Origin of the sequence: Variovorax paradoxus, from assembly GCF_024734665.1 — a bacterium.
In the GTDB taxonomy this organism is placed as follows: domain Bacteria; phylum Pseudomonadota; class Gammaproteobacteria; order Burkholderiales; family Burkholderiaceae_C; genus Variovorax.
Window position 1 is genome coordinate 678811 of the sequence record NZ_CP102931.1, and the last position, 22681, is coordinate 701491.

Here is a 22681-nt window from a genome sequence, read left to right on the forward strand (position 1 = left end):
TAGTAGGCATCTTTTGTCACAGAGGCTGCCATGACCGCTCAACAAGCATCGACCAATTCGACCGAAGGACTTGCCGCCGCTGGCGTCGCTCCTGTGGTCATTGCCCAGGCCACCGTCACTCCGCTGGGCGCTCCTGCCTCGCTGGGTTCGGCGGCGCCCGCCGCAGCTGCTGGCCCGTCCAGCATCGGCACATTATCGAATGCCACGCCGGGTGTCGCAGTGATGCGCGACGGTGTCAGCATTCCCGTCGATGGCAATCAGACGCTGATGGCCGGCGACCGCGTGATCGTTCCGCAGGACGGCCACGCCAATGTTCTCTTCCCCGGATCGGCCACCAACAAGGCCCCGCTGGCTGGTGTGTTCACCGGCGGCACCGACGCCACCATCGGCTCGACCAAGCTGCCGGGCGGCCTCGAACAAGTGAATGTGGATGTCGCCTCGGGCGACCTGCAAGTGACCCCGCCGGACAGCGACGCAGATGCCGCTGCCCTGGCCGTGACCAAGAAGCTCGCTGCCGGCAGCGGCATCGGGCTGGGTGAATTCGCACTCGGCGCCCTGGGCGCCGCAGCGCTTGGCGCCGCCCTCAGCGGCGGTGGCGGCGGCAGCGACAGCGTTGTTCCGCTGCTCGTCGGTTCGGGCAATCCGACCACGCCCACCACGCCGGGCGACTCCGACGCGGATGCCGACTCGGATGCAGATGCCGACGCCGATGCGGATGCGGACGGTGATGCAGACGCTGATGCCGACGCTGATGCTGATGCTGATGCCGATGCCGATGCCGATGCCGATGCCGATGCCGATGCCGATGCCGATGCCGATGCCGATGCCGATGCCGATGCCGATGCTGATGCTGATGCTGATGCTGATGCTGATGCCGATGCCGATGCCGATGCCGATGCCGATGCCGATGCCGATGCCGACGCTGATGCCGATGCCGATGCCGATGCCGATGCCGATGCCGATGCTGATGCTGATGCTGATGCCGATGCCGATGCCGATGCCGATGCCGACGCTGACGCCGATGCAGACGCAGACGCCGATGCCGATGCCGATGCCGATGCCGATGCAGACGCCGACGCCGATGCCGATGCCGATGCCGATGCCGATGCAGACGCAGACGCAGACGCAGACCACCTCCTCGATCCAGGCGACGGCGCCGTCGGTCACATCACCGACAGCCTCGGCAATGCGCTCGGCCTTGGCGACTCGCTCACGCCGGTCAACAACGTGGTCGACGGCCTGACCGACACGCTCGACGACGTGCTGGCTCCGCTGCTCGGCAGCGAGTTCACGCCGAACGATCCCAACCAGTTCGACCCCATCGACAACACCGTCGGCAGCGTGACCGGCCTGCTGGGCGACTCCCTGAGCCCCACGCTCGACAACCTGCTGGGCGAGGGCGCCACGACCGCCATCCTCGGCACGGTGCTGGGCCAGGTCGATTACCTGACCGACGCGCTGGACAACGGCCTGACCAACCTGATCGGTGACCACGGCATCATCAGCGGCCTGACCGACGCCCTCGGCCTCGGCGGCCTCACCGACCAGCTGGTGGGCGACGACGGCCTGCTGGGCGGCGTGCTCGGCAACGTGCTCGGCGACGGCAGCCTGGTGTCAGGCCTGCTGGCTGACGATGGCCTTGTCGGCGGTCTGCTCGGTGAAGACGGCCTCGTCGGCGGCCTGCTGGCCGAAGACGGCGCCGTGGGCGGCCTGCTGGGCAATGTGCTGGGCAGCGACGGTCTCGTGGGCGGCCTGCTCGGCGACGGCGCGGTGGGCAGCCTGACCGGCGGCCTGCTCGGCGACGAGGGCCTGCTGGGTGGCCTGCTCGGCGACGGCAGCGCACTGGGCGGCATTCTGGGCGACGACGGCCTCGTAGGCGGCCTGCTCGGCGGCGACGGCGCCCTCTCGGGCCTGCTCGGCAGCAGCGGCCTCACTGGCGAACTGCTGGGCCATGGCGGCCTGGTCGACAGCCTGCTCGGCCAGGACGGCGCGATCTCCGGCCTCATCTCTGACAGCCCGCTGGGCGGCCTGCTCGGCGGCGAAGGCGGGCTCCTGGGCGGCGCGCTCGACGGCCTGCTTGCAGACGACGGCCTGGTAGGCGGCTTGCTGGGTGACGATGGCCTCGTCGGCGGTCTGCTCGGTGGCGATGGCCTCCTGGGCGGCGTGCTGGGCGGCGACGGCCTGCTGGGCGGTGTGCTCGGCGACGACGGCCTGCTCGGTGGCGTGCTGGGTGACGACGGTCTGGTGGGTGGCCTGCTCGGTGGCGATGGCCTTCTGGGTGGCGTGCTGGGCGATGACGGTCTGGTCGGCGGCCTGCTGGGCGGCGACGGCATCGTGGGCGGCCTGCTGGGTGACGACGGTCTGGTGGGTGGTCTGCTGGGCGACGATGGCCTGCTGGGCGGTGTGCTCGGCGGCGACGGCCTCGCTGGCGGCCTGCTCGGGCCGGATGGCCTGGTTGGCGGCCTGCTTGGCGAAGACGGTCCGGTCGGTGGCCTGCTGGGTGAAGACGGCCTGCTTGGCGGTCTGCTCGGCGATGTGCTGGGTGGCATCGGCGGTGGCGGCACCCCCGGCACCGGCGCGGCGCTGCTCGACCCGGCCGACGGCGTGCTCGGCAACCTGGCCGACGGCCTGAACACCGGCCTGCTGGGCGGGCTCGGCCTGGGCAACGTACTCGGGCCGGTGGTCGGCGTCGCGGACGGCCTGACCGACACGGTCGACGGCCTGCTGGGCCCGGTGCTCGGCACCAGCTTCACGGAGAACGACCCCAACGTGCTCGACCCGGTCGACGGCCTCGTTGGCCAGGTGGCGAGCGGTGCCTCCGGCCTGCTGAGCCCGCTGACAGATCAACTGCTCGGCGCGAACACGACGGCCGCGTTGCTGAACGGTGTCACGGCTCAAGTCGACTACCTGACGGACGGTGTGGCCAACCTGCTGGGGGGCGATGGCCTCCTCGGCGGTGTCCTGGGTGACGACGGTCTGCTGGGTGGCGTACTCGGCGGTGACGGTGGCCTCCTCGGCGGTGTCCTGGGTGACGACGGCCTGCTGGGCGGCGTGCTCGGCGGCGACGGTGGCCTCCTCGGCGGTGTTCTGGGTGACGACGGTCTGCTGGGTGGTGTGCTCGGCGGTGACGGTGGTCTCCTCGGCGGTGTCCTGGGTGACGACGGCCTGCTGGGCGGCGTGCTCGGCGGCGACGGTGGTCTCCTTGGTGGCGTGCTGGGTGACGACGGCCTGCTGGGCGGCGTACTCGGCGGCGACGGCGGCCTCCTCGGCGGTGTCCTGGGCGATGACGGTCTGCTGGGTGGTGTGCTCGGCGGTGACGGCGGCCTCCTCGGCGGTGTTTTGGGTGACGACGGCCTGTTGGGTGGCGTGCTCGGTGGCGACGGTGGTCTCCTCGGTGGTGTCCTGGGTGACGACGGTCTGCTGGGCGGCGTGCTCGGCGGCGACGGTGGTCTCCTCGGCGGTGTCCTGGGTGACGACGGCCTGCTGGGTGGCGTGCTCGGCGGTGTGACCGGTGGCGACGGCGGCCTGCTCGGCGGCATCCTCGGTGACGACGGCCTGCTGGGCGGCGTGCTCGGCGGTGTGACCGGTGGCGACGGCGGCCTGCTCGGCGGCATCCTCGGTGACGATGGCCTGCTGGGCGGCGTGCTCGGCGGTGTGACCGGTGGCGACGGCGGTCTGCTCGGCGGCATCCTCGGTGACGATGGCCTGCTGGGCGGCGTGCTCGGCGGCGTGACCGGTGGCGACGGCGGTCTGCTCGGCGGCATCCTCGGTGACGATGGCCTGCTGGGTGGCGTGCTCGGCGGTGTGACCGGTGGCGACGGCGGCCTGCTCGGCGGCATCCTCGGTGACGATGGCCTGCTGGGCGGCGTACTCGGCGGTGTGACCGGCGGCGACACCGGCGGCCTGCTCGGCGGCATCCTGGGCGACGACGGCCTGGTTGGCGGTCTGCTCGGCGGTGTGACCGGCGGCGACGCTGGCGGCCTCCTCGGCGGCGTCCTTGGCAGCGACGGCCTGGTTGGCGGTCTGCTCAGCGGCGTGACCGGCGGCGACGCTGGTGGCCTCCTCGGCGGCGTCCTTGGCAGCGACGGCCTGGTTGGTGGTCTGCTCGGCACCGTGACCGGTGGCGACGCCGGAGGCCTGCTCGACGGCGTGCTCGGTAACGACGGTCTCGTCGGCGGCCTGCTCGGCAGCGACGGCCTCGTCGGCAGCCTCCTGGGTCAGGACGGTCTGGTGGGCGGCCTGCTCGGCGGCCTGACCGGTGCCGACAGCCCGGTGGCCAACATCCTGCAGCCGGTGACCTCGGTCGCCAGCGGCCTGACCGACACCGTGTCCCCGATCGTCTCGAACGCGACGAGCGCGGTGCACGACGTGACGGCCCCGGTGACCGACATCCTGGCCGGTGCCACGACGGCGGCCGCTCCGGTGGCAGACGCTGTCAGCACCGTGGTGAACGGTGTCGAACATGCAGTCACCCCGCTGGTGACCGATGTCGTGACCCCGATCACCAGCCTGGTCGAACACGCCGCATCGCCCGTGACGAACATCCTTCACGGTCTGCTGGGCTGATCACTAAAAGACAAAGAAGGAAGAGGGGCGAGGGAGCTAGTAGCTGCTGCAGCACCAGGGACAGGCCACCACCGGCCTGTCCCGCGAAAGGACCGATATGAAAAAGAATTTCCAGACACTGACCATCGTCGCGCTCGGCGCAGTCCTCGTGGGCTGCGCGGCCCCGAAGACCGGCCGTGACGATGCAACGTATTACTACTCGAACAAGGCCGCCACCGCGGTGCCGAAGGTGGAGCCGGCACCGCCGCCGCCGCCGCAGAACGGACCCGTCGGCGTGCCGAAGATCGTCTACTTCGACTTCGACAAATACAACATCAGGCCGGGCGATCGCAACATCGTCGAGGCGCATGCGAGCTTCCTGCGCAACCGGCCGGCGAGCCGGGTCGTGATCGAAGGCCACACCGACCAGCGCGGCGGCCGCGAGTACAACCTCGCGCTCGGCCAGCGCCGTGCCGACTCGGTACAGCGCGCGCTCACGCAACTCGGCGTACCCGCCGAGCGCGTCGAAGCCATCAGCTGGGGCCTGGAAAAACCCGCGTCGCTCGAAACCACCGAGGAGGGCTATCAGCTCAATCGCCGAGCCGAATTCAGCTACCGCTGAACCGGATCACCGCGATGACTTCGACGACGGCGGTTTCCGGCCCACGCACACGTCATCAAAGCGAGAGCAGATGACGGGCGCGGCCGGTCTCCCGCATTCGTCCGGAGCCGAATGATGTCCTTCCCAGACCAGCTCCACGCCTGCCACGAACGCCTGGTGTCGGTGTGCGCGGCGCTGCCTGCCCCGTACCCGGCATTCACGCTGTTCTTCTCCGTGAGCGATGGCTCGCAGCGCGCACATGTCGTGCACGCGCGGGCCGCCGATTTCGAGACCGCCTGGCGCGAAGGCGCCGAGCATGCCGAGCGCTGGGTGCGCGAGCGCGGCATCGTGTCGCCGTGGCTGCGCATCGACTGGGTCGAGGGCGCGAGCCCGATGGACTGGGCCCAGTTCAAGACACAGCTCACTGCCGTCAAGCGCAACTACTTCCGCCTGGGCCTGGCCTTCGACAAAGACTTTGCGCTGGCCTTCACCGAGCAGGAGCTCAACGCCAACGCCATGCTGTGCGGCGATTCGACCATTCCGCATTCGGTGGTGAACGCGCGTAACTTCGAGGTCTACGGCCAGGCGCGTTTCCAGAGTTCGCCGCCGCTGGACATGCCCTCGGACCAGCCGGTCTACCTGCTCGCCACGGTGGGCGTGTTCTGCCAGCCCGACGGCGTGGTGCACAAGCTGGTGGGCACGGGGCTCGACGCGGGCCGCCGGCAGTTGCCGGCACTCAACCCGCAGTCGGTGCTCGACCTCGTGCGCAGCGGCTCGTCGTACCTGGCGCGCCAGGTGCAGAGCGACGGCCTCTTCGTGTACGGCTACTTTCCGTGCTTCGACCGCCGCATTCCGACCTACGACGCGATGCGCCATGCAAGCGCGCTCTACGCAATGATCGAAGCGTGGGAGCTCACGCGCGACGAAACGCTGCGCGCGGCCATCGACCGCTCGCTCGACCATCTCACGAGCTCGCTGATCCGCGACTACACGCTGGTGGACGGGCGCGCGGTGGCGTTCCTGGTCGACACCGGCGGCGAGATCAAGCTCGGCGGCAACGCGGCCTGCGTGCTCGCGCTGGTGAAGTACTGCGAGCTGACGGACACGCGCCGCTGGCTGCCGCTGCTGGAAAAGCTCGCGCTCGGCATCGCGTCGCTGCAAGACCCGGCCACCGGCCGCTTCAACCACGTGCTGCATGCCGCCGACCTCACGGTCAAGCAGGCCTCGCGCATCATTTACTACGACGGCGAAGCGGCCTACGGCCTCATGCGCTTGTATGCGCTCACGCGCGACCCGCAATGGCTGGCCGTGGTCGAGAAGGCCTTTGACCATTTCATCTCCAGCCAGCACTGGCAGGCGCACGACCACTGGCTCAGCTGCTGCGTGTACGAACTCACGCACTGGAGCCCGCAGGAGAAGTACTTTCGCTTCGGCCTGCAGAACGTGGCGGGGTATCTGGACTTCGTGCTCGACCGGAAGACCACCTTCCCGACGCTGCTCGAACTCATGCTGGCCGCGCAGCAGATGCTCCAGCGCCTCGAGGGCATGCCCGCGATGCGGCACCTGCTCGACGAGCTCGACGTCGAAAAGTTTTACCGCGCGCTCGACTACCGCGCGCACTATTTGCTCAACGGCTTCTTCTGGCCCGAGATGGCGATGTATTTCCGGCGGCCATCGACCGTCGTCGGTTCGTTCTTCATCCGCCATCACTCGTTCCGCGTGCGCATCGACGACGTCGAGCAATACGTGTCGGGCTTCGTCGCTTATCACCGCTACCTGGTGGAGCGGCGCGCCTCGCCCGGCGCGGCCGGCACGGGCGGCGGCGGCAGCACCGGCGTGGGCGGCGCGCGCGACGACGGCGCCGTCTGGACCGCGAGCGAGATGGCACGCGTGACCGGCGGCGAATGGGTCGTCAAGCCCGAGGACGGATGGCGCGCCACCGGCGTGGCGCAGCGCTCTTTCATGCGCAAGGGCCGCGTGGTGTTCGACCACCAGACACGTCCGTCGAAGACACCGCTGGCGGCCGTCACGCTCAAGGGCGTGCTTCAGCCGGCTGCAGCCGTGCTGTGCACCGACCCCAAGCCGCACCTTGACAAGCGTGTGCCCGTGCTCAAGGTGCCGAACGTGCTGCAGGCCGTGCTGGAGCTGGGCGACCATGCGCGCGCCGAGTTCACCGGCCGCGTGTGCGGCGTGCTCGGCAGCGCCGCGACGAACGGCGCGGCAAGCGGCACTGTTGCCGCCATGCTGGCCGGTGCACTCACCGTGTGGGGCGAGGTCGGCCAGCCCGAGGGCAACGTCAGCCTGCCATCGGGCATTGCCTGGAACATGACCTGCATGCCGCGGCATGCGGCCTACTGGGTGCTGGAGATGGGCACCTCGCACATGCCGGCGTCGGCGCAGCTGGTGCGGCCTTCGCTGGTGGTGGTGACGGGGCTGTCGGCCGCATCGCAGAAACACCGCGGCCCGTCGGAGGCCGCAGCGCGGCTCGACAGCCGGATCTTCCAGGCCATGGCGCCGGGCGACAGCGTGGTGCTCAACCGCGACATGCCCGAGTTCGCGACCTTCGCCGAAGCGGCGATGGCGCAGCAGCTGCAGATCGTGACCTGCGGCGAGCACAAGGACGCCGACGTGCGCCTGCTCGCCTTCGACCACGGCGAAGTGCAGGCGATGGTGGCGGGCGAGCCCTTTCAGCTGCGGCTCAATGCGCCGGGGCGCCACATGGGCGCGAGCGCCATCGCTGCGCTCGCGGCCCTGCAGGCCATGCGCCTGCCGCTGGCGGCCGCGGTCGAGCCCTTCGCGCACTTCGAGCCGCCGGGCGGGCGCGGTGCGCTGCACACCATTCACATCGGCGGCGGCAGCTTCAAGCTGATCGACGAGACCTACGACGCCAACCCGAGTTCGATGCGTGCGGCGCTGGAGCTGCTGTCGCAGGCGCCCTGCGAGCCGTCGCGCCGCGTGGCGATCCTGGGCGACATGCAGGAGCTCGGCCCCGCCGCGCAACGCCACCACCTCGACCTCGAAGCCGAGCTGCTGGCCTCCCAACCCGACCGCGTGCTGCTGTGCGGCCCGCTGATGCGGGCACTGCACACACGCATCCGCACCAAGGTGCGCTCGCACTGGTTCGTCGACGTGTCAGATCTGTCGACCGCGCTCGGCAGCCTGCTGCAGCCAGGCGACTGGGTGCTGGCGAAGAGTTCAGCGGGCGTCGGCCTGTCCCGGTTGGCCCGGGTTTTGAAAGCACTGCCATGAGATGGAACGTACTCGCGAACTCGCCCTTCGAACATGAGGCGCCGCTGCGTCGGCAGCCGTTGCGCCGGTGGTGGCTGGGCTGGCTGCAACTGCTGTGCGCATGGGTGCTCTGCATGCTGCTGTGCGCCAACATCGCATTGGTGTTCGCAGAGGGTTTGCCCCAATCAAACAGGGAGGCCAAAGCAGGGAGTCCGGCCGGTTGCGCGGTTAAGGGAAGCGCCGCGCAACCGGAACCGGTTCATGGGAGGCGAAAGCTGTCGTGTTGATGTGCACGGCGAGTGAATTTTTGCCTTGTAACAGCCGGGTAACAGTTGATAATGACGCAGGCGTCATTGCACGACGGATCGGCTCTTTCCCATGATCAAGTTCCTCTTGCCCAGTCAGTTGGTTGCCGACACGCCAGACGAACCTGGCGCCAGTCCCTATGCGGGCGCTTTGAACGCCGCATTCCGAGCGGCCTACCCGCTCGTGAAGAGCGCGGCGTGGCGCTCGCTGCCCATCAGCCTGTTCGGGCTGCTGCCTTCGATCTTTCTGCTGCAGGTGTATGACCGCGTGCTCTCGCGCAGCGGCACCTCGACGCTCGCTGCGCTGGTCAGCGGCATCCTGTTTTTCCTGTGCATCGAGTTCTGGCTGCGTACGCGCCGCTCGCGCCTGCTGCGCAACGCGGGCGCGATCATCGACCACGGTGTTTCTGGCGCGCTGCTGAACTCGATGCTGGGCCGCCCGCTGCGCGCGCTCGAAGCACGGCCTGCTTCTGTGTGGCACCTGTACTTCCGCGACGTGGCCTCGGTGCGCGGCACCGTCACCGGCGGGCTCGCGCAATCGATCTTCGACCTGCCGATGGCCATCTTCGCGCTCATCGTCATCGGCATCGTCGCGCTGCCGGTGCTGCCGGTCGTGGCGCTGTTCCTGGCCATCATGTCTTTCCTCGCGTGGTGGTGGGCCGACGAAGTGCGCTCCGGCCGCGTCGAGGAAGTGCAGCGCGGCCGCGGCCTGGAGCGCGTCACGGCCGAGATCTGCAACGCGCGCGAAACCCTCAAGGCCCAGGCCAACGACGCGCCAACCATCGAGATGTGGCGCAAGACCTACAACTCATGGCTCACCGAGAGCTTCAGCAAGAACGGCCAGATTGAAACCGCGCGCGACGGCACCACCGTGCTGCTCACCGTGTTCTCGGTGGTCGTGGTGACCGTGGGCGCGGTCTCGGTGATGGAGCAGTGGATGACGGTGGGCGGTCTTGTCGCCTCGAACATGCTGGCGCTGAAGGCGCTGCAGCCGGTGGCGGGGCTGGTGTCGAACTGGCGCTCGCTGGCTACCGCCAAGGAAGCCGCCAAGCGGCTCGAAACCGTGCTGCGCGAACCGGTCGAGAAGCCGCCCACGGGCATGACGCTGCCGCAGCCGCTGGGCCGCATCACCCTGAAGGACGTGAGCTTCAGCTTCACCGAAACCGCGCAGCAGCCGGTGCTGGAAAACGTCGACCTCGACATCGGCCCGGGCGGGCTGCACGTGATCGTCGGGCGCAACGGCGCGGGCAAGTCAACGCTGGTGAAGCTGCTGTCGGGCCTGTACACGCCCACGCGCGGCATCGTCAGCATCGGCGAGTACGACCTTTCTCAGTTCGGCCGCGAAGAGCTGTCACACTGGATCAGCTATCTCTCGCAAGAGGTCTACTGGTTCGGCGGTTCGCTCATCGACGTGATGCGCCGCACGGCCCCGGGCCAGAGCGACGAGCAGATTGTTGCGGCCTGCAAGCTCTCGGGCGCGCACGACTTCATCTCGCGGCTGCCCGATGGCTACCGCACCATGGTCGGCGAAGGCGGCACCGGCGTGTCGGTGGGCGAGCGGCGCAAGCTGGCGCTGGCCATGAGCTTCCTGCGCAAGCCCTCGGTGCTGGTGCTCGACGAGCCCAGCAACGACCTCGACTTTCAAAGCGAGCGCAACCTGCTCGCCACGCTGCTCGCGGTGGCCAAGGTGCGCACCGTGGTGGTGGTCACGCATTCGCTGCGCATCGTCTCCGCCGCCAGCGTGGTCTACCACGTCACGGGGCTGGGTAATGTGGAGCAGGGCACGGCCGCGGTGATGGTGCCGAAGTTGTTCGGCGTGAAGAAGCCGCTGGTCGCGCTGGGCGATGCGGAAGACGGTGCAGCGGGGGCCACGGCCTCCCGCTCGATGGCGTGATACGCGAATGACGAGTGACCGGGGACGCGACTTGAAATCAGATTTGCCGCAGATTCTTCAGGACGAGAACGACAAGCGCGCGGCCCAGACCTCGCCGCAGGGGCGGCGGCGCCAGTGGATCATCGGCGGCGCGATCGGCGTGCTGGCCCTGGTGGGCCTCGGCTTCCCGATGGAAACCGTGGTGGTCGCGCCCGGCCGCGTGATTCCTTCGGACCGCGTCAAGTCGATCCAGCACTTGGAAGGCGGCATCGTCAGCAACGTGCTGGTGAAGGAAGGCGATAAGGTCAAGCAGGGCCAGTCGCTGGTCGAGATCGACCTTGGCGGCAGCGGCCTCAACCTCGAAGAGCTCACGGCCCGCTATGCCGCCACGCAGGCCACCCGCGTGCGCCTCATGGCCGAGAGCCGCGGCCAGCCGCTCAAGCGCGAATCTTTTGCCACCGACATCGATGAAGCTGTGTTCGAAGGCGAGACCGGCGCCTACCAGGCGCGCGCTCTCGAACAGCGCGGCGTGATGGCCGGTGCCGTGTCGGGCCTGGAGCAGGCGCGCAGCAAGCAGCTGGAGCAGCAGGCCAAGGTCAAGGGCCTGAGCGACCGGCTGGTGCTGGCGCAGAAGGAACTCGAAATCTCCGAGCAACTGCTTAGCGAGAAGCTGGTCGGTCAGGTCGAGGTGCTGGAGAAGCGGCGCCAGGCCGAGAGCGCGCGCAGCGAACTCGCGGTGGCGCGCCAGGGCGTGATTTCCGCCAACGCTTCCATTACCGAGGCGCAGGCCAAGATGGCCGAGGCCGAAGGGCGCTTTCGCCGCCGCGCGTCGGACGAGTTGGCCACGGTCGAGCGCCAGTTCGCGAGCCTGAGCGAAGACCTGGCGCGCGCCCGCACCCAGCGCTCGCGCACGGTGGTGAAGGCGCCGTCGGACGGCATCGTCAAGGGCCTGCGCAACTCCAGCCCCGGCTGGGTGGTGAAGCCCGGCGAGTCGATTCTCGAAGTGGTGCCCGACGAGGACGAGATCATGGTCGAGGCGCGGCTCAACCCCAACGACCGCGGCTTCATCGAAGTGGGCCAGCAGGCGCGCGTGAAGATCACCGCCTACGACTACCTGCGCTACGGCGCGGTCGACGGCAAGGTCAAGCTGGTGGCGGCCGACGCCGACCGCGACCCCGCCATCTCCAGCGGCGCGCCGTACTACCGGCTGCTCATCAGCATGTCGCAGTCCCATGTGGGGCGCGACGAGAACCGCATCACCGCCGGCATGGAGTCCGAAGTGGACTTGCGTGTGGGCACCGACCCGTTCATCTGGTACATCCTGCGACCTGTGCTCAAGCTGCGGCGCGAAGCCTTCCGCGAACCATGAAGTACCGCAAACCGGTCGACCTGCGCCGCATGGGCTCCGGCGCTGTCTGCGCGGCGTTGTGCGCGAGCTTCGCGCTGCCGCCCGCTGCCTTTGCGCAGGAGCAGCAACAACAGCAGCAGGAGGCGGGTGCCACGCTCATGCTCGCACGCCGCCTGTCCCCGCCGTCGCTCGGCGCCGCGAACTACACCCAGCAGGTGAAGCAGGCGCTGATCGCGCTGTCGCAGGAATACCCCGAGGTGCAGACGGCGCAGGCTGCAGCCAACACCAGCAGCTACAGCGTGGACGCGGCCAAGCAGGCGCGCTACCCGCGCTTCAAGCTCGGTACTTCGTCCGGCAACTACAACAGCGGCGCGGAAAACGCCAAGACGCAGAGCTACACCGTGCTCACCGCCGAGGCGCGCGTGAGCCTGATCGACGGTGGCGCCATGAGCGCCGCGCAGCGCGCCGCCGAAGCGGGCAACCAGGCGGACGACGAAGCCGTCATCACCACCTCGCAGAAGGTGGTGCTGGATGCGCTCACCGCCTACCTGCAGGTGCAGCGCTTCGACCTCAAGAAGCAGATTGCGCACAAGGCCACCGAGGTTGTGGCCGAAATCTCCAAGGCCGAGGCCCGCCGCGTGGCGCTGGGCGTGAGTGGGGACAACGACCTGAACATGGCGGCCTCGCGGCGCGCGCTGGTGGCCGCGCGCGAGTCCGACTTCGAGGCGCAGCGCGACGAGGCGCTCGCCAAGTTCCGCAACTACTTCAAGTTCTCGCCCAATGCCGAGTCGCTGCCCGTGCTCGCGGCACCGGCGCAATGGCGCATCGGCTCGCAGGAAGAAGCGCTGCACCGCGCAGAGTCGCGCAGCACCGAGATCGCCGAGGCGCAGGGCCGCATCGACCGCGCCAAGGCGCTGGCCGACCAGCAGGACGCGAGCCTCTATCCGACGATCGACGCCGTGCTTGTGAAGAGCAAAGACCCGCGCGGCGTGTCGCCGCAAGACCCGACGCGCGCGGCCTTCGAGCTCAACTGGAACTTCGGCAACGGCTTCGACCGGCAGCTGCGCCTGAAGTCGGCACTGGCCGAAGTCGCGAACCAGGAAGCCAAGCTCGAAGGCGTGAAGCTCAACCTGTTCGAGCTCACGTCGGCATCGTGGTCGCGCACCGTCTCCGGCCGCGAGCGCGAGAAGCAGCTGATGGAAGCCGTCAGCACCGCCGGCCAGGCCTTCCGTGGTCGCCGCCGCCTGATGGAGTTCGGTCGCGAGACCCTGCCCAAGGTGCTCGACGCGCAACTCGACTACTACACGCTGCTGTTCGACTACGTCGACGGCGTGTTCGACCTGCGCATCTCCGAGCTGCGCCTGGCGCGAACCACCGGCGAACTGCGCATCGACCCGGTGGGCACCAACGGCTGGATCGACCGCCTCTTCGGCGCGCCCAGCCGCCAGGTGCTGACGGAAGACGGCCTGCTGGCAAAGCTCTGTATCTCGAGCAACACGGCCTGCGCGAGCGAGCCGGTGGCCGAGCGCAGCCTGGACGCGGCTGGAGCGAACCCGCCGCTGCGCAGGACCCCGCGCCTTTCGACGCCCTGAGGCCGGCTGTCGTCGGTCAGGCGTCTTCGGGGATGCCCGGTTCGCCGTCGAGGATCTGGTACTTGCGCATCTTCTCCCACAGCACCTTGCGGCTGATGCCCAGGTGTTGCGCGGTGTCCTGGCGCTTCCAGTCGTTGATCTCCAGCGCCGCGATGATGCGGTTGCGCTCGCTGCTGTTCCAGCCCTTGCGGTCGGCGCTGCCGTCGAGCGAGCTGCCATTGCCGTTGCTGCCGCCGCTGCCCATGCCATTGCGGTCGGCGAAGATCGCCGGCGCGGGCGTGCCGCGCGTGAGTGCGATCGCGCGCTGGATCAGGTTCTGGTCCCAGGCGTGCAGTTGCCGCGCGATCACGCCCACGCGCTCCGCAAGATTGCGCAGCTGCCGCACGTTGCCCGGAAAGTAAGTCTCGGCCACCGCGTCGCTGAGCCAATGCGGCGTTTCGCCGAGCGTTTCGAGCTCGTCGCCCAGCACGTTGGTCAGCAGCGCCTTGAAGATCGCGATCTTGTCGACTTCGCCGCGCTCTTCGAGGCTGGGCACGTGCAGCTCGATCACCGCGAGCCGGTAGAACAGGTCGGCGCGAAACTCGCCGCTCGCCACCATCTCGCGCAGGTTGCGGTTGGTGGCCGCCACCAGCCGGAAGTCGACGCGCACCGGCGCCGTCGCACCCAGCCGCGTGACCGCACTGTCTTCCAGCACGCGCAGCAGCTTCACTTGCTGATAGCGCGGCAGGTCGCCGATTTCATCGAGGAACAGCGTGCCGCCCGTGGCCTGCTCGAAGTAGCCGCGATGCGCGTGCACCGCGCCCGTGAAAGAGCCCTTGGTGTGGCCGAAGAACAGCGACTCGAAGAGCCCGTCGGGAATCGCGCCGCAGTTCACCGCCACGAACGCGCCCTTGCTGTAGTGCTGATGCCCCAGGTGCAGCTGCTGCGCGATGCGCTCCTTGCCCACGCCCGTTTCGCCGCGCACCAGCACGCTGTGATCGCAGTCGGCAAAAGCGCCCACCTCGGCCAGCAGCCCCTTCATCGCTTCGGAGTGCGCCACCAGCACATCGGGCGGCTGCGGCGCCACCTCGCGCGCGCGCAACTGCCGCACCAGCTTCGCGACCATCGTGCGCAGCTCCGCGCAGGTGAAGTCGTACGGCAGCACGTGCAGGTATTCGGGCGGATAAGTGCGCGAGTCACGCTCGCGCGAACCTGCCGCGACCCAGATCACCGGCATGCCCTGCAGCAGCTCGGTGGCATGCGCCAGCCCGCCGCTGTCGATGACCGTGACGCTGATGATCGCCACCGAGGGACGCAGCGCCACACCGCGATCCTGCGGCGGAGGGGGCAGGCCATCGGCCCGGATCACCTCCACGTCGAAGCTCGCCATGCACCGCGCGATGCGGTCGAGGATGTCGGCTTTGCCTTCCCAGACAAAGAGGTCGAGTTCGTCGAAGTTGGAGGCGGGGGAATTCATCGGAAAAGGGGCGTCAATACACAAGCATGGGCAGGCCCTTGCAGTCGAGCGACTTCAGGTTCACGTCGATCTGGCCGAGGTTGATGCCGAGTACGTTTGTCAGGAGAGGGGTGAGAACCAATTTGCCGACAGCGTCGAGCACGGGTTTGAGCAGGCCGGCCAGGACAGAAAGTGCGTTTGAAACCTTCCCTCCCGTATTGGCGTCCGTCGTCTTGCTTAGGGTGTCTTTGATCATGCTCTTGCACCCATTGACATCACCGCCGCCGAGAAGAATCACGCCTGAACATGGGTTGGCAATACTTGTGAGCAGGCCAGCAAGCCCATTCAGCAAGCCTGTGAGTAAGCCGCTTGCTTGTGAGTTCTGGTTGATGACGGCACGGGCCTGATCGAGTCGCAGGGCGCGGCAGGAAGACGTATCCGCCGAACAGACACTGACTGTGTTGTCCCAGATCTGGGTGGTAATTTTGTCTAAATCTCCACTACTTGGGGTTCCCGTTGGCGCAGGCCCACCGAAGAGCAAGTTGGTCAATTGGGTTACGAGGTCCGCCACCAGCGTTCCCACCTGCAGGTTGTTGACTGGCGTTGTACCGGTCTCACCTTCCGCGAGTGTCAGTTGAGAGTCGGGCCCAGGCAGCACGCCAAGATCGAGGTGATTGGTCACCTTGAGTAGCCCCAGCACATTGATGAGCTCCATGTCCTTCAGCGTCGTCGGATAGCTGCAGACAGTCGACTTGGAGAACAGATCCGTTGATGCGATTTTTCCCACGCATACGTTCGCGATCTTGCTTGTAACCTGGAACTTCACCCGATCCTTGCCGCTCACCGGGTCCTGGAGTGCGGGGGTGCACATGTCGGTGATCGTGCCGGTGCCTGTCACTGCGTCGAGCACGATCGGCAGGTCGAGCTTGAGTAGCGGAGCCAGCAGTGAACCGAGCAGCCCCGCATCGGTCGTCACATGAATGAAGGTACGCACCTGTGCGTTATAGGCCGTGGCGCCGATGCCGCCGATGGCAATAGACGGAGGCTCGATCACCGTCACCTGGGTCGTGACCTTGGCCAGAGACAGCAGGTTGATGTTGAGCCCCGCATCAACAGCATGCTGCGAGGTCGCCACGCCAATCGAGGTGTAGAGCAGGTCCAGTGCGCTCACGCCCACGTTCAACGCGCCGCTTCCGCTGCCGCCCGGCGCGATGATCTGCGCGAACAGCCCGCGGGGACCGTCGGCCAGCGAACCCAGCTGCACCATGAGGTTGGTAAGCCCGAGCTTGGCCTGGATGGCCTGCAGCAGCGCGATGTTGCTGCTCAGCAGGCTGTTCTGGCCCGCCACCGTCACGATGGCGTTGAGCAGGTCGCCCAACGCCACGGAGCGGCCCGCGAGTAGCGTGTTCAACTCGCCCACGCCAATGTCAGCGGAGACCGGGATGCCCAGTGCGGCCAGCAGTCCGCCCGGCGTGATCTTGGCCTGGGCGAGGCCGTCGTAGGCCACCAGGGAGGTGCCCGACAGGTCGAGCCCGATGCCCTTGAGCAGCCGCCCCAGCGTCGAGTCGCCGCTGACGGTGATGAGCTTGCTGCCCACGGAGAACTCGGCGAGCGGCGCGCCGAGTGCTGCCACGGCGCTGACGCTGATGAGCCGGTTGCCCGTGAAGAACGACAGCAGCGTGGGTGAAGCCTTCTGGAAGGCCACGCGCACTGCATTGGCCGGGCCCGTGACGGCGGGCGTCTGGAAGCTCGTGTCCTTGTCCCAGTAGCCGCACTGGACTTCGCCCGCGGCCAGCGTCAGCCCCACCGGCATGTTGGCGCTCGAGCCGCCCGGCGCACCGTTGGCGTTCAGTTGCGCCGCCGTGATTGCGGCCGCGCAGCCGCCACGGATCTGCTGCGCACCTGCCAGCGCGGCAAGGTCCGCCGTCTTCTGGAACTCCCGCTTCATGAAGTAAATGAAGCCGATCTCGGTGCCGATCAGCGTGATGACGACCAGACTCATCGCGATCGCAGTGTTGATGAGGACCGACCCGCGGGATCGCGTGCGGCGGGAGTGGCTCCGGAATGCGGCGTTCATGGCGATGGCGTCCTCTTCAGGACGATCGAAGCGCGGCGCTCGTCCGGCTTTGGAGTTGGGTGGGCATCCACTGCTCCACCAGTGGAATCTTCGGCAGCAGCTGGTTCGCGCTGTACGGATAGCTCACGGTGACGTCATAGCGGATGTAGGCCCCTGGGCCGCTCGGGTTGCTGCGGGCCACGTTCACCGGAACATTGGTGACGATCCAGCTGCGCCGTGTCGCCACGCTGCTGTTGGCCGATGCGGGCACCACGAGCGAGTTGGCCAGCGAGTCGTACACGGCGTCCTTGACCCGCTGGTCGCCTGCCGTCGGCGCCGGCGTCAGCAGGCCCACGGCCCGCGCTCCCTCCTCCGATGCGCGCGTGACCGACTGCTGCAGATAGAACACCGCCCCGAAGGTCACGAGCGCGTACAGCACGCTGAACAAAATGATGAAGACCATCGCGAACTCGATGGCGGCCACGCCGTGCTGCCGGCCGCGCATGACCGCGCCCTTGCTGCCGTTCGAACGGCGCCCGGTGCTCACGGCGCCCTCCCGTCGAGAAGCATGCTGGCTTTGCCGACGATCTGGTCGGGCATGGCGAAGCTGGGAAAGGGCGGCAGCAGGAGCTTCAGGTTGGTGGCCGTGACGGTCACGACCATCTGGCAACGGGTGTCCCAGGTGGCGCCACAAGTGGGGGCGGCGCAGTTGTTGGTGACCACCCCGCACACGGTGGCGCTGACGCTGCGCGTCACGGTGGCCGGCATCCAGCTGCTGCTTGTCGTGGCAGTGGTCTGGGCCAGGGTGGCGCGTGCTGGCAGGGTGGGCTGGTAGCGCAGTGCTGCGCGCGCGCCGTCTTCCGCCGCGTTCTGCAGCCCCAGGCGAAACGCGAACAGCATGCCGTAGCTGATGATTCCGTAGAGCAAGGAGAAGGAGATCAGGAACACCATGGCGAACTCGACCGCGTACGCGCCGCGCTGGGCGTGGGCTCGGGTGCGAAGGCGATAGGTGTTCATGGCGATGCCTGGCGTGCCTGCCTCTGCCTACTTCGTCGGCGCAGCGCCGCCGCCAACCGCCGTCTGCTTGACGATCGAGCCCATGCTTTCCGGAATCGGGAACTCGAAGCTCTTCAGATAGCGTTGGTAGCTGCGACTCGCGATCTCGCCGGCAATGGGCCGCGGCGTGACGGATGCGATCTCGCCGCTGCGCTGCCATGCGAGCAGGTCCTGCGTGGCGTCGCCCACCTGTGGCGACCCGTACACGAACTCTCCTTCTGCCCCAGCCATTTCTTCCTGGCCCTGCGGCGGCACGGGCACGGGCACTGGCGCCGCCGCAGGTTCCGGCGCCTTGGGCGGCGTCGCCTGCTGTGCGAGCGCGGAGGGGGCGGCTGCCATCAGCGCGGCCGTGAGGCCGAATGCGGCCGACAGCGCGGCGAGACGGGTGGCGTGTGCTTTTCTCATGGGGTGCCTTGTGAGGTCGAGTTCGGCGAAAGGGAGACCGCGGCATCCGCGGTGGACGGATTGCGCTGGCTGGCCGTGCGGATGCCGCCCGTGCCGGACCAGCGCGAGGCCTTGAGCATCAGGGGAGGCTGCTGCGGCGCCGGGTCTTCGCGTGCCGGTTCCTTGGTGGTGTTGGGAAGCGGGCGCACTGCCGCAACAAGAGGCGGCATGGCGCCGGCGGCCGCGAGAGGCACCGCGCCGCCCGCGCGCAGTTGCTGCGCGGCGTCCCGCACTGCTGCGCGCGCAGCGGGGGACATGCGGTTGGCCTCCATCAGGCTGTTCGCCTGCTCGCCCTGGCCTGTGACTTCGAGGTAGAGCGCGAGGTTGGACTGGGCCTGGGTGCTGTCGGGGCGCAACTGCAGCGCCTGCATCAGCGGCAGCCGGGCGTCGGCGATCTGTCCCGCGCGCAGGTTGGCATAGCCCAGATCGCTGAGCAGCAGGGCATCGGTCGGTGTCAGGCGCTGGGCCTGCTTCAACAGCTGCACGGCTTCGGGGTAGCTGCCGCGCGCGCCTGCCAGCAGGCCGAGGCCGCGGTAGCCGGCGCTTTCGAGCGGCGTGCCCAGCAGGCGCTTGTAGGCTTGCTCGCTCAAGTCGGCCTGGCCGGTCTGGCGCAGGGCGTCGGCGCGCATGCGCGTGGACTCGGGCGACACGCCCCAGCGCTGTTCGAGCGCGTCGATGTGCGCCAGCGATGCGAACCACAGGCCTTCCTTCTGCATCTGCTCGACGAGCTTGAGGTAGGTTGCCTTGGTGTCGACGGCGGCACCGGCCTTGGTGTCGGCGGCAGCTTCGGCGGACGCGCGCTGCTGCGCATCGGCAGCGGCTGCGTACTGGTCCTTGAGTGCGCCGCATCCGGTGATGGCCATGGCAGCGGCGGTGCAGGCCAGCACGCGGCCAGCAAGGCCCGCGTGCTTTGAAAGGGCTGGTGTTTTCATTTGCCGATGGCTCCCAGTGAACGGAATATGGCGATGAAGCCCGGCCCCGCGGTGACGATGACCAGCGCCGGCAGCAGCGTGATCACCATGACGCCGGTCATCTTCACGGTGATCTTTCCGATGCGTTCCTTCATCTCCGAGCGGCGGCTTTCGCGCAGCCGGTCGCTGAATATGCGCAGCGGCTCCTGCACCGCGCCGCCGTGCCGGTCGACCTGCACCAGCAGCGAGACGAGGCCGCGCATGTTCTCGTTCTTGTGCAGCGTCGCAAGGCGATGCAGCGAATGCTCGCGGGTGCGGCCCTGGCTGTATTGCGAATTGGCGATGCCCAGCTCGTAGCCCAGCACGCGCAGCACGTGCGAGAAGTCGGTGGCCATGATCTGCAGGCTCTGGTCCAGGCTCAGGCCCACGCCCTGCAGCAGCCGCAGCAGGTCGATGAACAGGGGAAGCTCCCGGGCCGCGCGCTCGCGCCGGCTGGCGGCAAAGCGGCCGAGCACCCACTTGGGCGCCATGAAGCCGACGGCCGCTGCCGTCGCGAGGACGATGGTGACTGTGCTGCGCGTGTGCCCGCTGCTCCAGAAGACATAGGCCAGCAGCGGGAGCGCCAAGGCGAGGGAGATCCGCGTGATCAGGAAGACCAGCTGCGCCCGCTTCGACCGAAGGCCGCACTGGTCGATGAGGTTGCGGTCTTCGTCCGCCACCAGTGCCCGGCCGAGACGCGAGTCCAACCAGTGGAAGGGCAGGTCGAGCTCGGGCTTGGGTGGTGCATCCGGGTCCGCGAGTTCGACGGCGGATTTCGGATCGGGTGCGACGACCGCCTGCCGGATGGCCCGGCCGATGACCTGCCCGCTGCGCGTGCGGCGCAGCTCGGCCGCGACGAGTGCGCCAGCGCCGACCAGCAGGCCCAGCGCCAGCAGCACAAGGCTGAAGATGGCAAGTTGATTGGGTGTCAACGTCATGCCAGCCTCGCCAGCCGGTATAGGAGCGCAGCGCCCGTCAGCTGCAGGCCCACCGCGGAAAAGATCAGGATGCGGCCCGTGCCGTCGTTCCACATTCCCATGAAATAGCTGGGGTTGGTGAAGATCAGAAAGGCGCCCACGCCCACCGGCAGCAGGCCGAGGATCCAGGCCGACAGGCGCGTTTCCGAGGACAGGGCGCTGAGCTCCTGCTCCGCCTGCTCGCGGTCGCGCATGAAGTTGCCAACGCGCTCCAGCAGCAGGTCGGCGCGGCCACCATAGCGCACGCCCAGGCCAAGAATGGAGGCAAGCAGGTACATCTCCTCGATGCGCACGTTGTCAGCCGTCTGGTGCAGCGCGCGGTCGAGATCCACCCCCGCGCGCACCAGTGCCGCCGAGCGATCCAGATGACCGCGCAGCGGCGCCTGCGTGGTGGCAATTGCCAGCTGGAAAGCCGCCTGCGTGGAGTTGCCGATGGTGATCAGGCGCACCATGGCATCGATGTAGCCGGGGAGCTGATGAATCAGCTTGCGGCGGAACTTCTGCAGTTGCAGCCACAGGGCGAAGCTCGCCATCAGCAGCAGAAGAAACAGCACGCCCAGCGCCGCGAGCCATCCGACGAAAACGCCGACCAGCAGGCAGATGGCGACGATGGCGATCAGCGCGAAGACGATGGTGCGCGGCTCGATCACGCCCACCATCCACCCAGGGACCGCGCGCTCGAGCAGGCCGGTGCGAGCGGGCGTGGCGGACCCCGCCCCACCGTCGAACCACGGGTCCGTGGTCAGGCTGGAGGCAAGGCCCTCGCCGGGGAGATCCCGCAGGGGCATCGGCACGGCGGTTGCCGTGGCCGCCGTGCTAGTGGCCAGAATCTGCTGATTCAGATGCCGTTCCGTCGCCTGCCGCGCCTGCCGGCCCTTCGCCCATTGCCACAGCAGCACCCCTGCGGCTGCCAGCAGCAGCGCCACGCAGGCGACCGCGAGCAGGACTTCACGCACGGTTGTCTCCCCCATGCTGCGACGCACGCTGCAGCGACTGGCGGAAGCGCGTGATCTTGGGCGAGTGCGGCGCGATGCCCAGCGACACCCAGCGGTCGCGCTCCTCGCCGTCGGGCGAGGCGACCGGCTCGTAGCGGTACAGCTCCTGCATCGCCACCACGTTGTCGTTGACGCCCGTGACCTCGCTCAGCGAGATGATGCGACGCTGGCCGCTGGACAGCCGCCCGATCTGCACGATGAAGTCGATGGCATTGGCGATCTGCCGACGCAGGCTGACTTCGCTGCCCTGATAGCCGGCGAAGCCCGCGAGCATTTCGAGGCGGTAGAGGCACTCGCGCGGCGAGCTGGCGTGAATGGTGCCCATCGAGCCTTCATGGCCGGTGTTCATGGCCTGCATCATCTCGATCACTTCGGCGCCGCGCACCTCGCCCACGATGATGCGGTCGGGCCGCATGCGCAGGCTGTTGCGCAGCAGGTCGCGGATCGACACCACGCCCGTGCCGTCGAAGCCGCCGGGTCGGCTTTCGAGCCGCACCACGTGGCTGGTGCCGAGCGAGAGTTCGGCCGTGTCCTCGATGGTGATAACGCGCTCGCGCGCCGGGATGAAGCTGGCGAGTGCGTTCAGCAGCGAGGTCTTGCCCGAGCTGGTGCCGCCGCTCACGAGGATGTTGCAGCGCGCGCGCACCGCGATCTCCAGCAGCTGCGCCATGCCCGCGTCGAAGGTGCCGAGCTTCACCAGGTCGGCCGGCGTGAGCGGCTCCTTGCGAAACTTGCGGATCGAGACCGACAGGCCGTCGATGGCCAGCGGCTCGATGATCACGTTGATGCGGCCGCCGTCGGGCAGGCGCGCATCGACCATCGGGTTCGATTCGTCGAGCCGGCGGCCCAGCGGCGCGAGGATGCGGCGCACGATGCGCATCACGTGCTCGGCATCGGCAAAGCGCACGGTCTCGCGCTCCAGCATGCCGTGGCGCGACACGTACACGTTCTGGTAGCCGTTGATCAGGATGTCTTCGACCGCAGGGTCGTTGAGCAAGTCTTCCAGCGGGCCGAAGCCCGCGAGCTCTTTCGTCAGCGCATCGGAGATGAGCTGCATCTCTCGGTCGTTGATCGGCACGCGGCGCAGGCGCACGAAGCTGTCGACCTCCAGTTCGACGAACTGCTGGATCGAGGCGCGCGACCAGCGGCCGAACTCCGCGCCCAGCTCCTCGATGCGACTCAACAGGTGGTCATGCGTCCAGCTCTTGATGTCCTGGAACTGCTGGGAGTTGATGAACGCCTGGTCGTCGTCGGCAAATTCGATATCGGTGGACAT

Annotated in this window: 15 protein-coding genes; 6 read left to right on the forward strand and 9 right to left on the reverse strand. The window is 68.2% G+C overall.

Annotation, left to right across the window (positions count from 1 at the left end):
- Window positions 1-30: 30 nt before the first annotated feature.
- The 6 genes from NWF24_RS03165 (at window position 31) to NWF24_RS03190 (ending at window position 13492) form a co-directional block, all read left to right on the forward strand.
- A complete protein-coding gene (locus tag NWF24_RS03165) occupies window positions 31-4566 on the forward strand; it encodes a hypothetical protein (RefSeq protein WP_258352950.1) in 4536 nt (1511 codons plus the stop codon).
- 97 nt (window positions 4567-4663) lie between these two features.
- A complete protein-coding gene (gene pal, locus NWF24_RS03170) occupies window positions 4664-5167 on the forward strand; it encodes a peptidoglycan-associated lipoprotein Pal (protein ID WP_258352951.1) in 504 nt (167 codons plus the stop codon).
- A gap of 111 nt (window positions 5168-5278) precedes the next feature.
- A complete protein-coding gene (locus NWF24_RS03175; protein ID WP_375338435.1) occupies window positions 5279-8395 on the forward strand; it encodes a glutamate ligase domain-containing protein in 3117 nt (1038 codons plus the stop codon).
- A gap of 357 nt (window positions 8396-8752) precedes the next feature.
- The gene (locus NWF24_RS03180; RefSeq protein ID WP_258352953.1) at window positions 8753-10573 is read left to right on the forward strand and encodes a peptidase domain-containing ABC transporter; all 1821 of its coding nucleotides are present in this window, start codon (window positions 8753-8755) and stop codon (window positions 10571-10573) included.
- A 31-nt stretch (window positions 10574-10604) separates the two neighbouring features.
- Window positions 10605-11921 (forward strand): HlyD family type I secretion periplasmic adaptor subunit, encoded by a 1317-nt coding sequence (locus NWF24_RS03185; protein ID WP_258352954.1) that lies wholly within the window; start codon window positions 10605-10607, stop codon window positions 11919-11921.
- Window positions 11918-13492: a TolC family protein gene (locus NWF24_RS03190; protein ID WP_258352955.1), complete on the forward strand. Its 1575-nt coding sequence runs from the start codon at window positions 11918-11920 to the stop codon at window positions 13490-13492. The genes NWF24_RS03185 and NWF24_RS03190 overlap by 4 nt, the downstream gene beginning before the upstream one ends.
- Before the next feature lie 16 nt (window positions 13493-13508).
- Here NWF24_RS03190 and NWF24_RS03195 read toward each other — a convergent pair whose 3' ends face one another.
- Genes NWF24_RS03195 through NWF24_RS03235 form a run of 9 tightly spaced genes read right to left on the reverse strand, consistent with a single transcriptional unit; the run spans window position 13509 to window position 22681 of the window.
- Window positions 13509-14948, reverse strand: a complete 1440-nt coding sequence (locus NWF24_RS03195; protein WP_258352956.1) for a sigma 54-interacting transcriptional regulator — start codon at window positions 14946-14948, stop codon at window positions 13509-13511.
- 13 nt (window positions 14949-14961) lie between these two features.
- The gene (locus NWF24_RS03200) at window positions 14962-17004 is read right to left on the reverse strand and encodes a TadG family pilus assembly protein (protein WP_258352957.1); all 2043 of its coding nucleotides are present in this window, start codon (window positions 17002-17004) and stop codon (window positions 14962-14964) included.
- 16 nt (window positions 17005-17020) lie between these two features.
- A complete protein-coding gene (locus NWF24_RS03205; protein WP_258352958.1) occupies window positions 17021-17530 on the reverse strand; it encodes a TadE/TadG family type IV pilus assembly protein in 510 nt (169 codons plus the stop codon).
- Complete coding sequence (locus NWF24_RS03210; RefSeq protein ID WP_258352959.1) at window positions 17527-18000, reverse strand: TadE/TadG family type IV pilus assembly protein; 474 nt, start codon at window positions 17998-18000, stop codon at window positions 17527-17529. The genes NWF24_RS03205 and NWF24_RS03210 overlap by 4 nt, the downstream gene beginning before the upstream one ends.
- Before the next feature lie 27 nt (window positions 18001-18027).
- The gene (locus NWF24_RS03215; RefSeq protein ID WP_258352960.1) at window positions 18028-18444 is read right to left on the reverse strand and encodes a DUF3613 domain-containing protein; all 417 of its coding nucleotides are present in this window, start codon (window positions 18442-18444) and stop codon (window positions 18028-18030) included.
- A complete protein-coding gene (locus NWF24_RS03220) occupies window positions 18441-19415 on the reverse strand; it encodes a tetratricopeptide repeat protein (RefSeq protein ID WP_258352961.1) in 975 nt (324 codons plus the stop codon). Before NWF24_RS03220 ends, NWF24_RS03215 begins: the two co-directional genes overlap by 4 nt.
- A complete protein-coding gene (locus tag NWF24_RS03225; RefSeq protein WP_258352962.1) occupies window positions 19412-20371 on the reverse strand; it encodes a type II secretion system F family protein in 960 nt (319 codons plus the stop codon). Before NWF24_RS03225 ends, NWF24_RS03220 begins: the two co-directional genes overlap by 4 nt.
- Entirely contained in the window at window positions 20368-21366 is a 999-nt protein-coding gene (locus tag NWF24_RS03230) for a type II secretion system F family protein (RefSeq protein WP_258352963.1), read from the reverse strand. The genes NWF24_RS03225 and NWF24_RS03230 overlap by 4 nt, the downstream gene beginning before the upstream one ends.
- Entirely contained in the window at window positions 21359-22681 is a 1323-nt protein-coding gene (locus tag NWF24_RS03235) for a CpaF family protein (RefSeq protein WP_093079695.1), read from the reverse strand. The genes NWF24_RS03230 and NWF24_RS03235 overlap by 8 nt, the downstream gene beginning before the upstream one ends.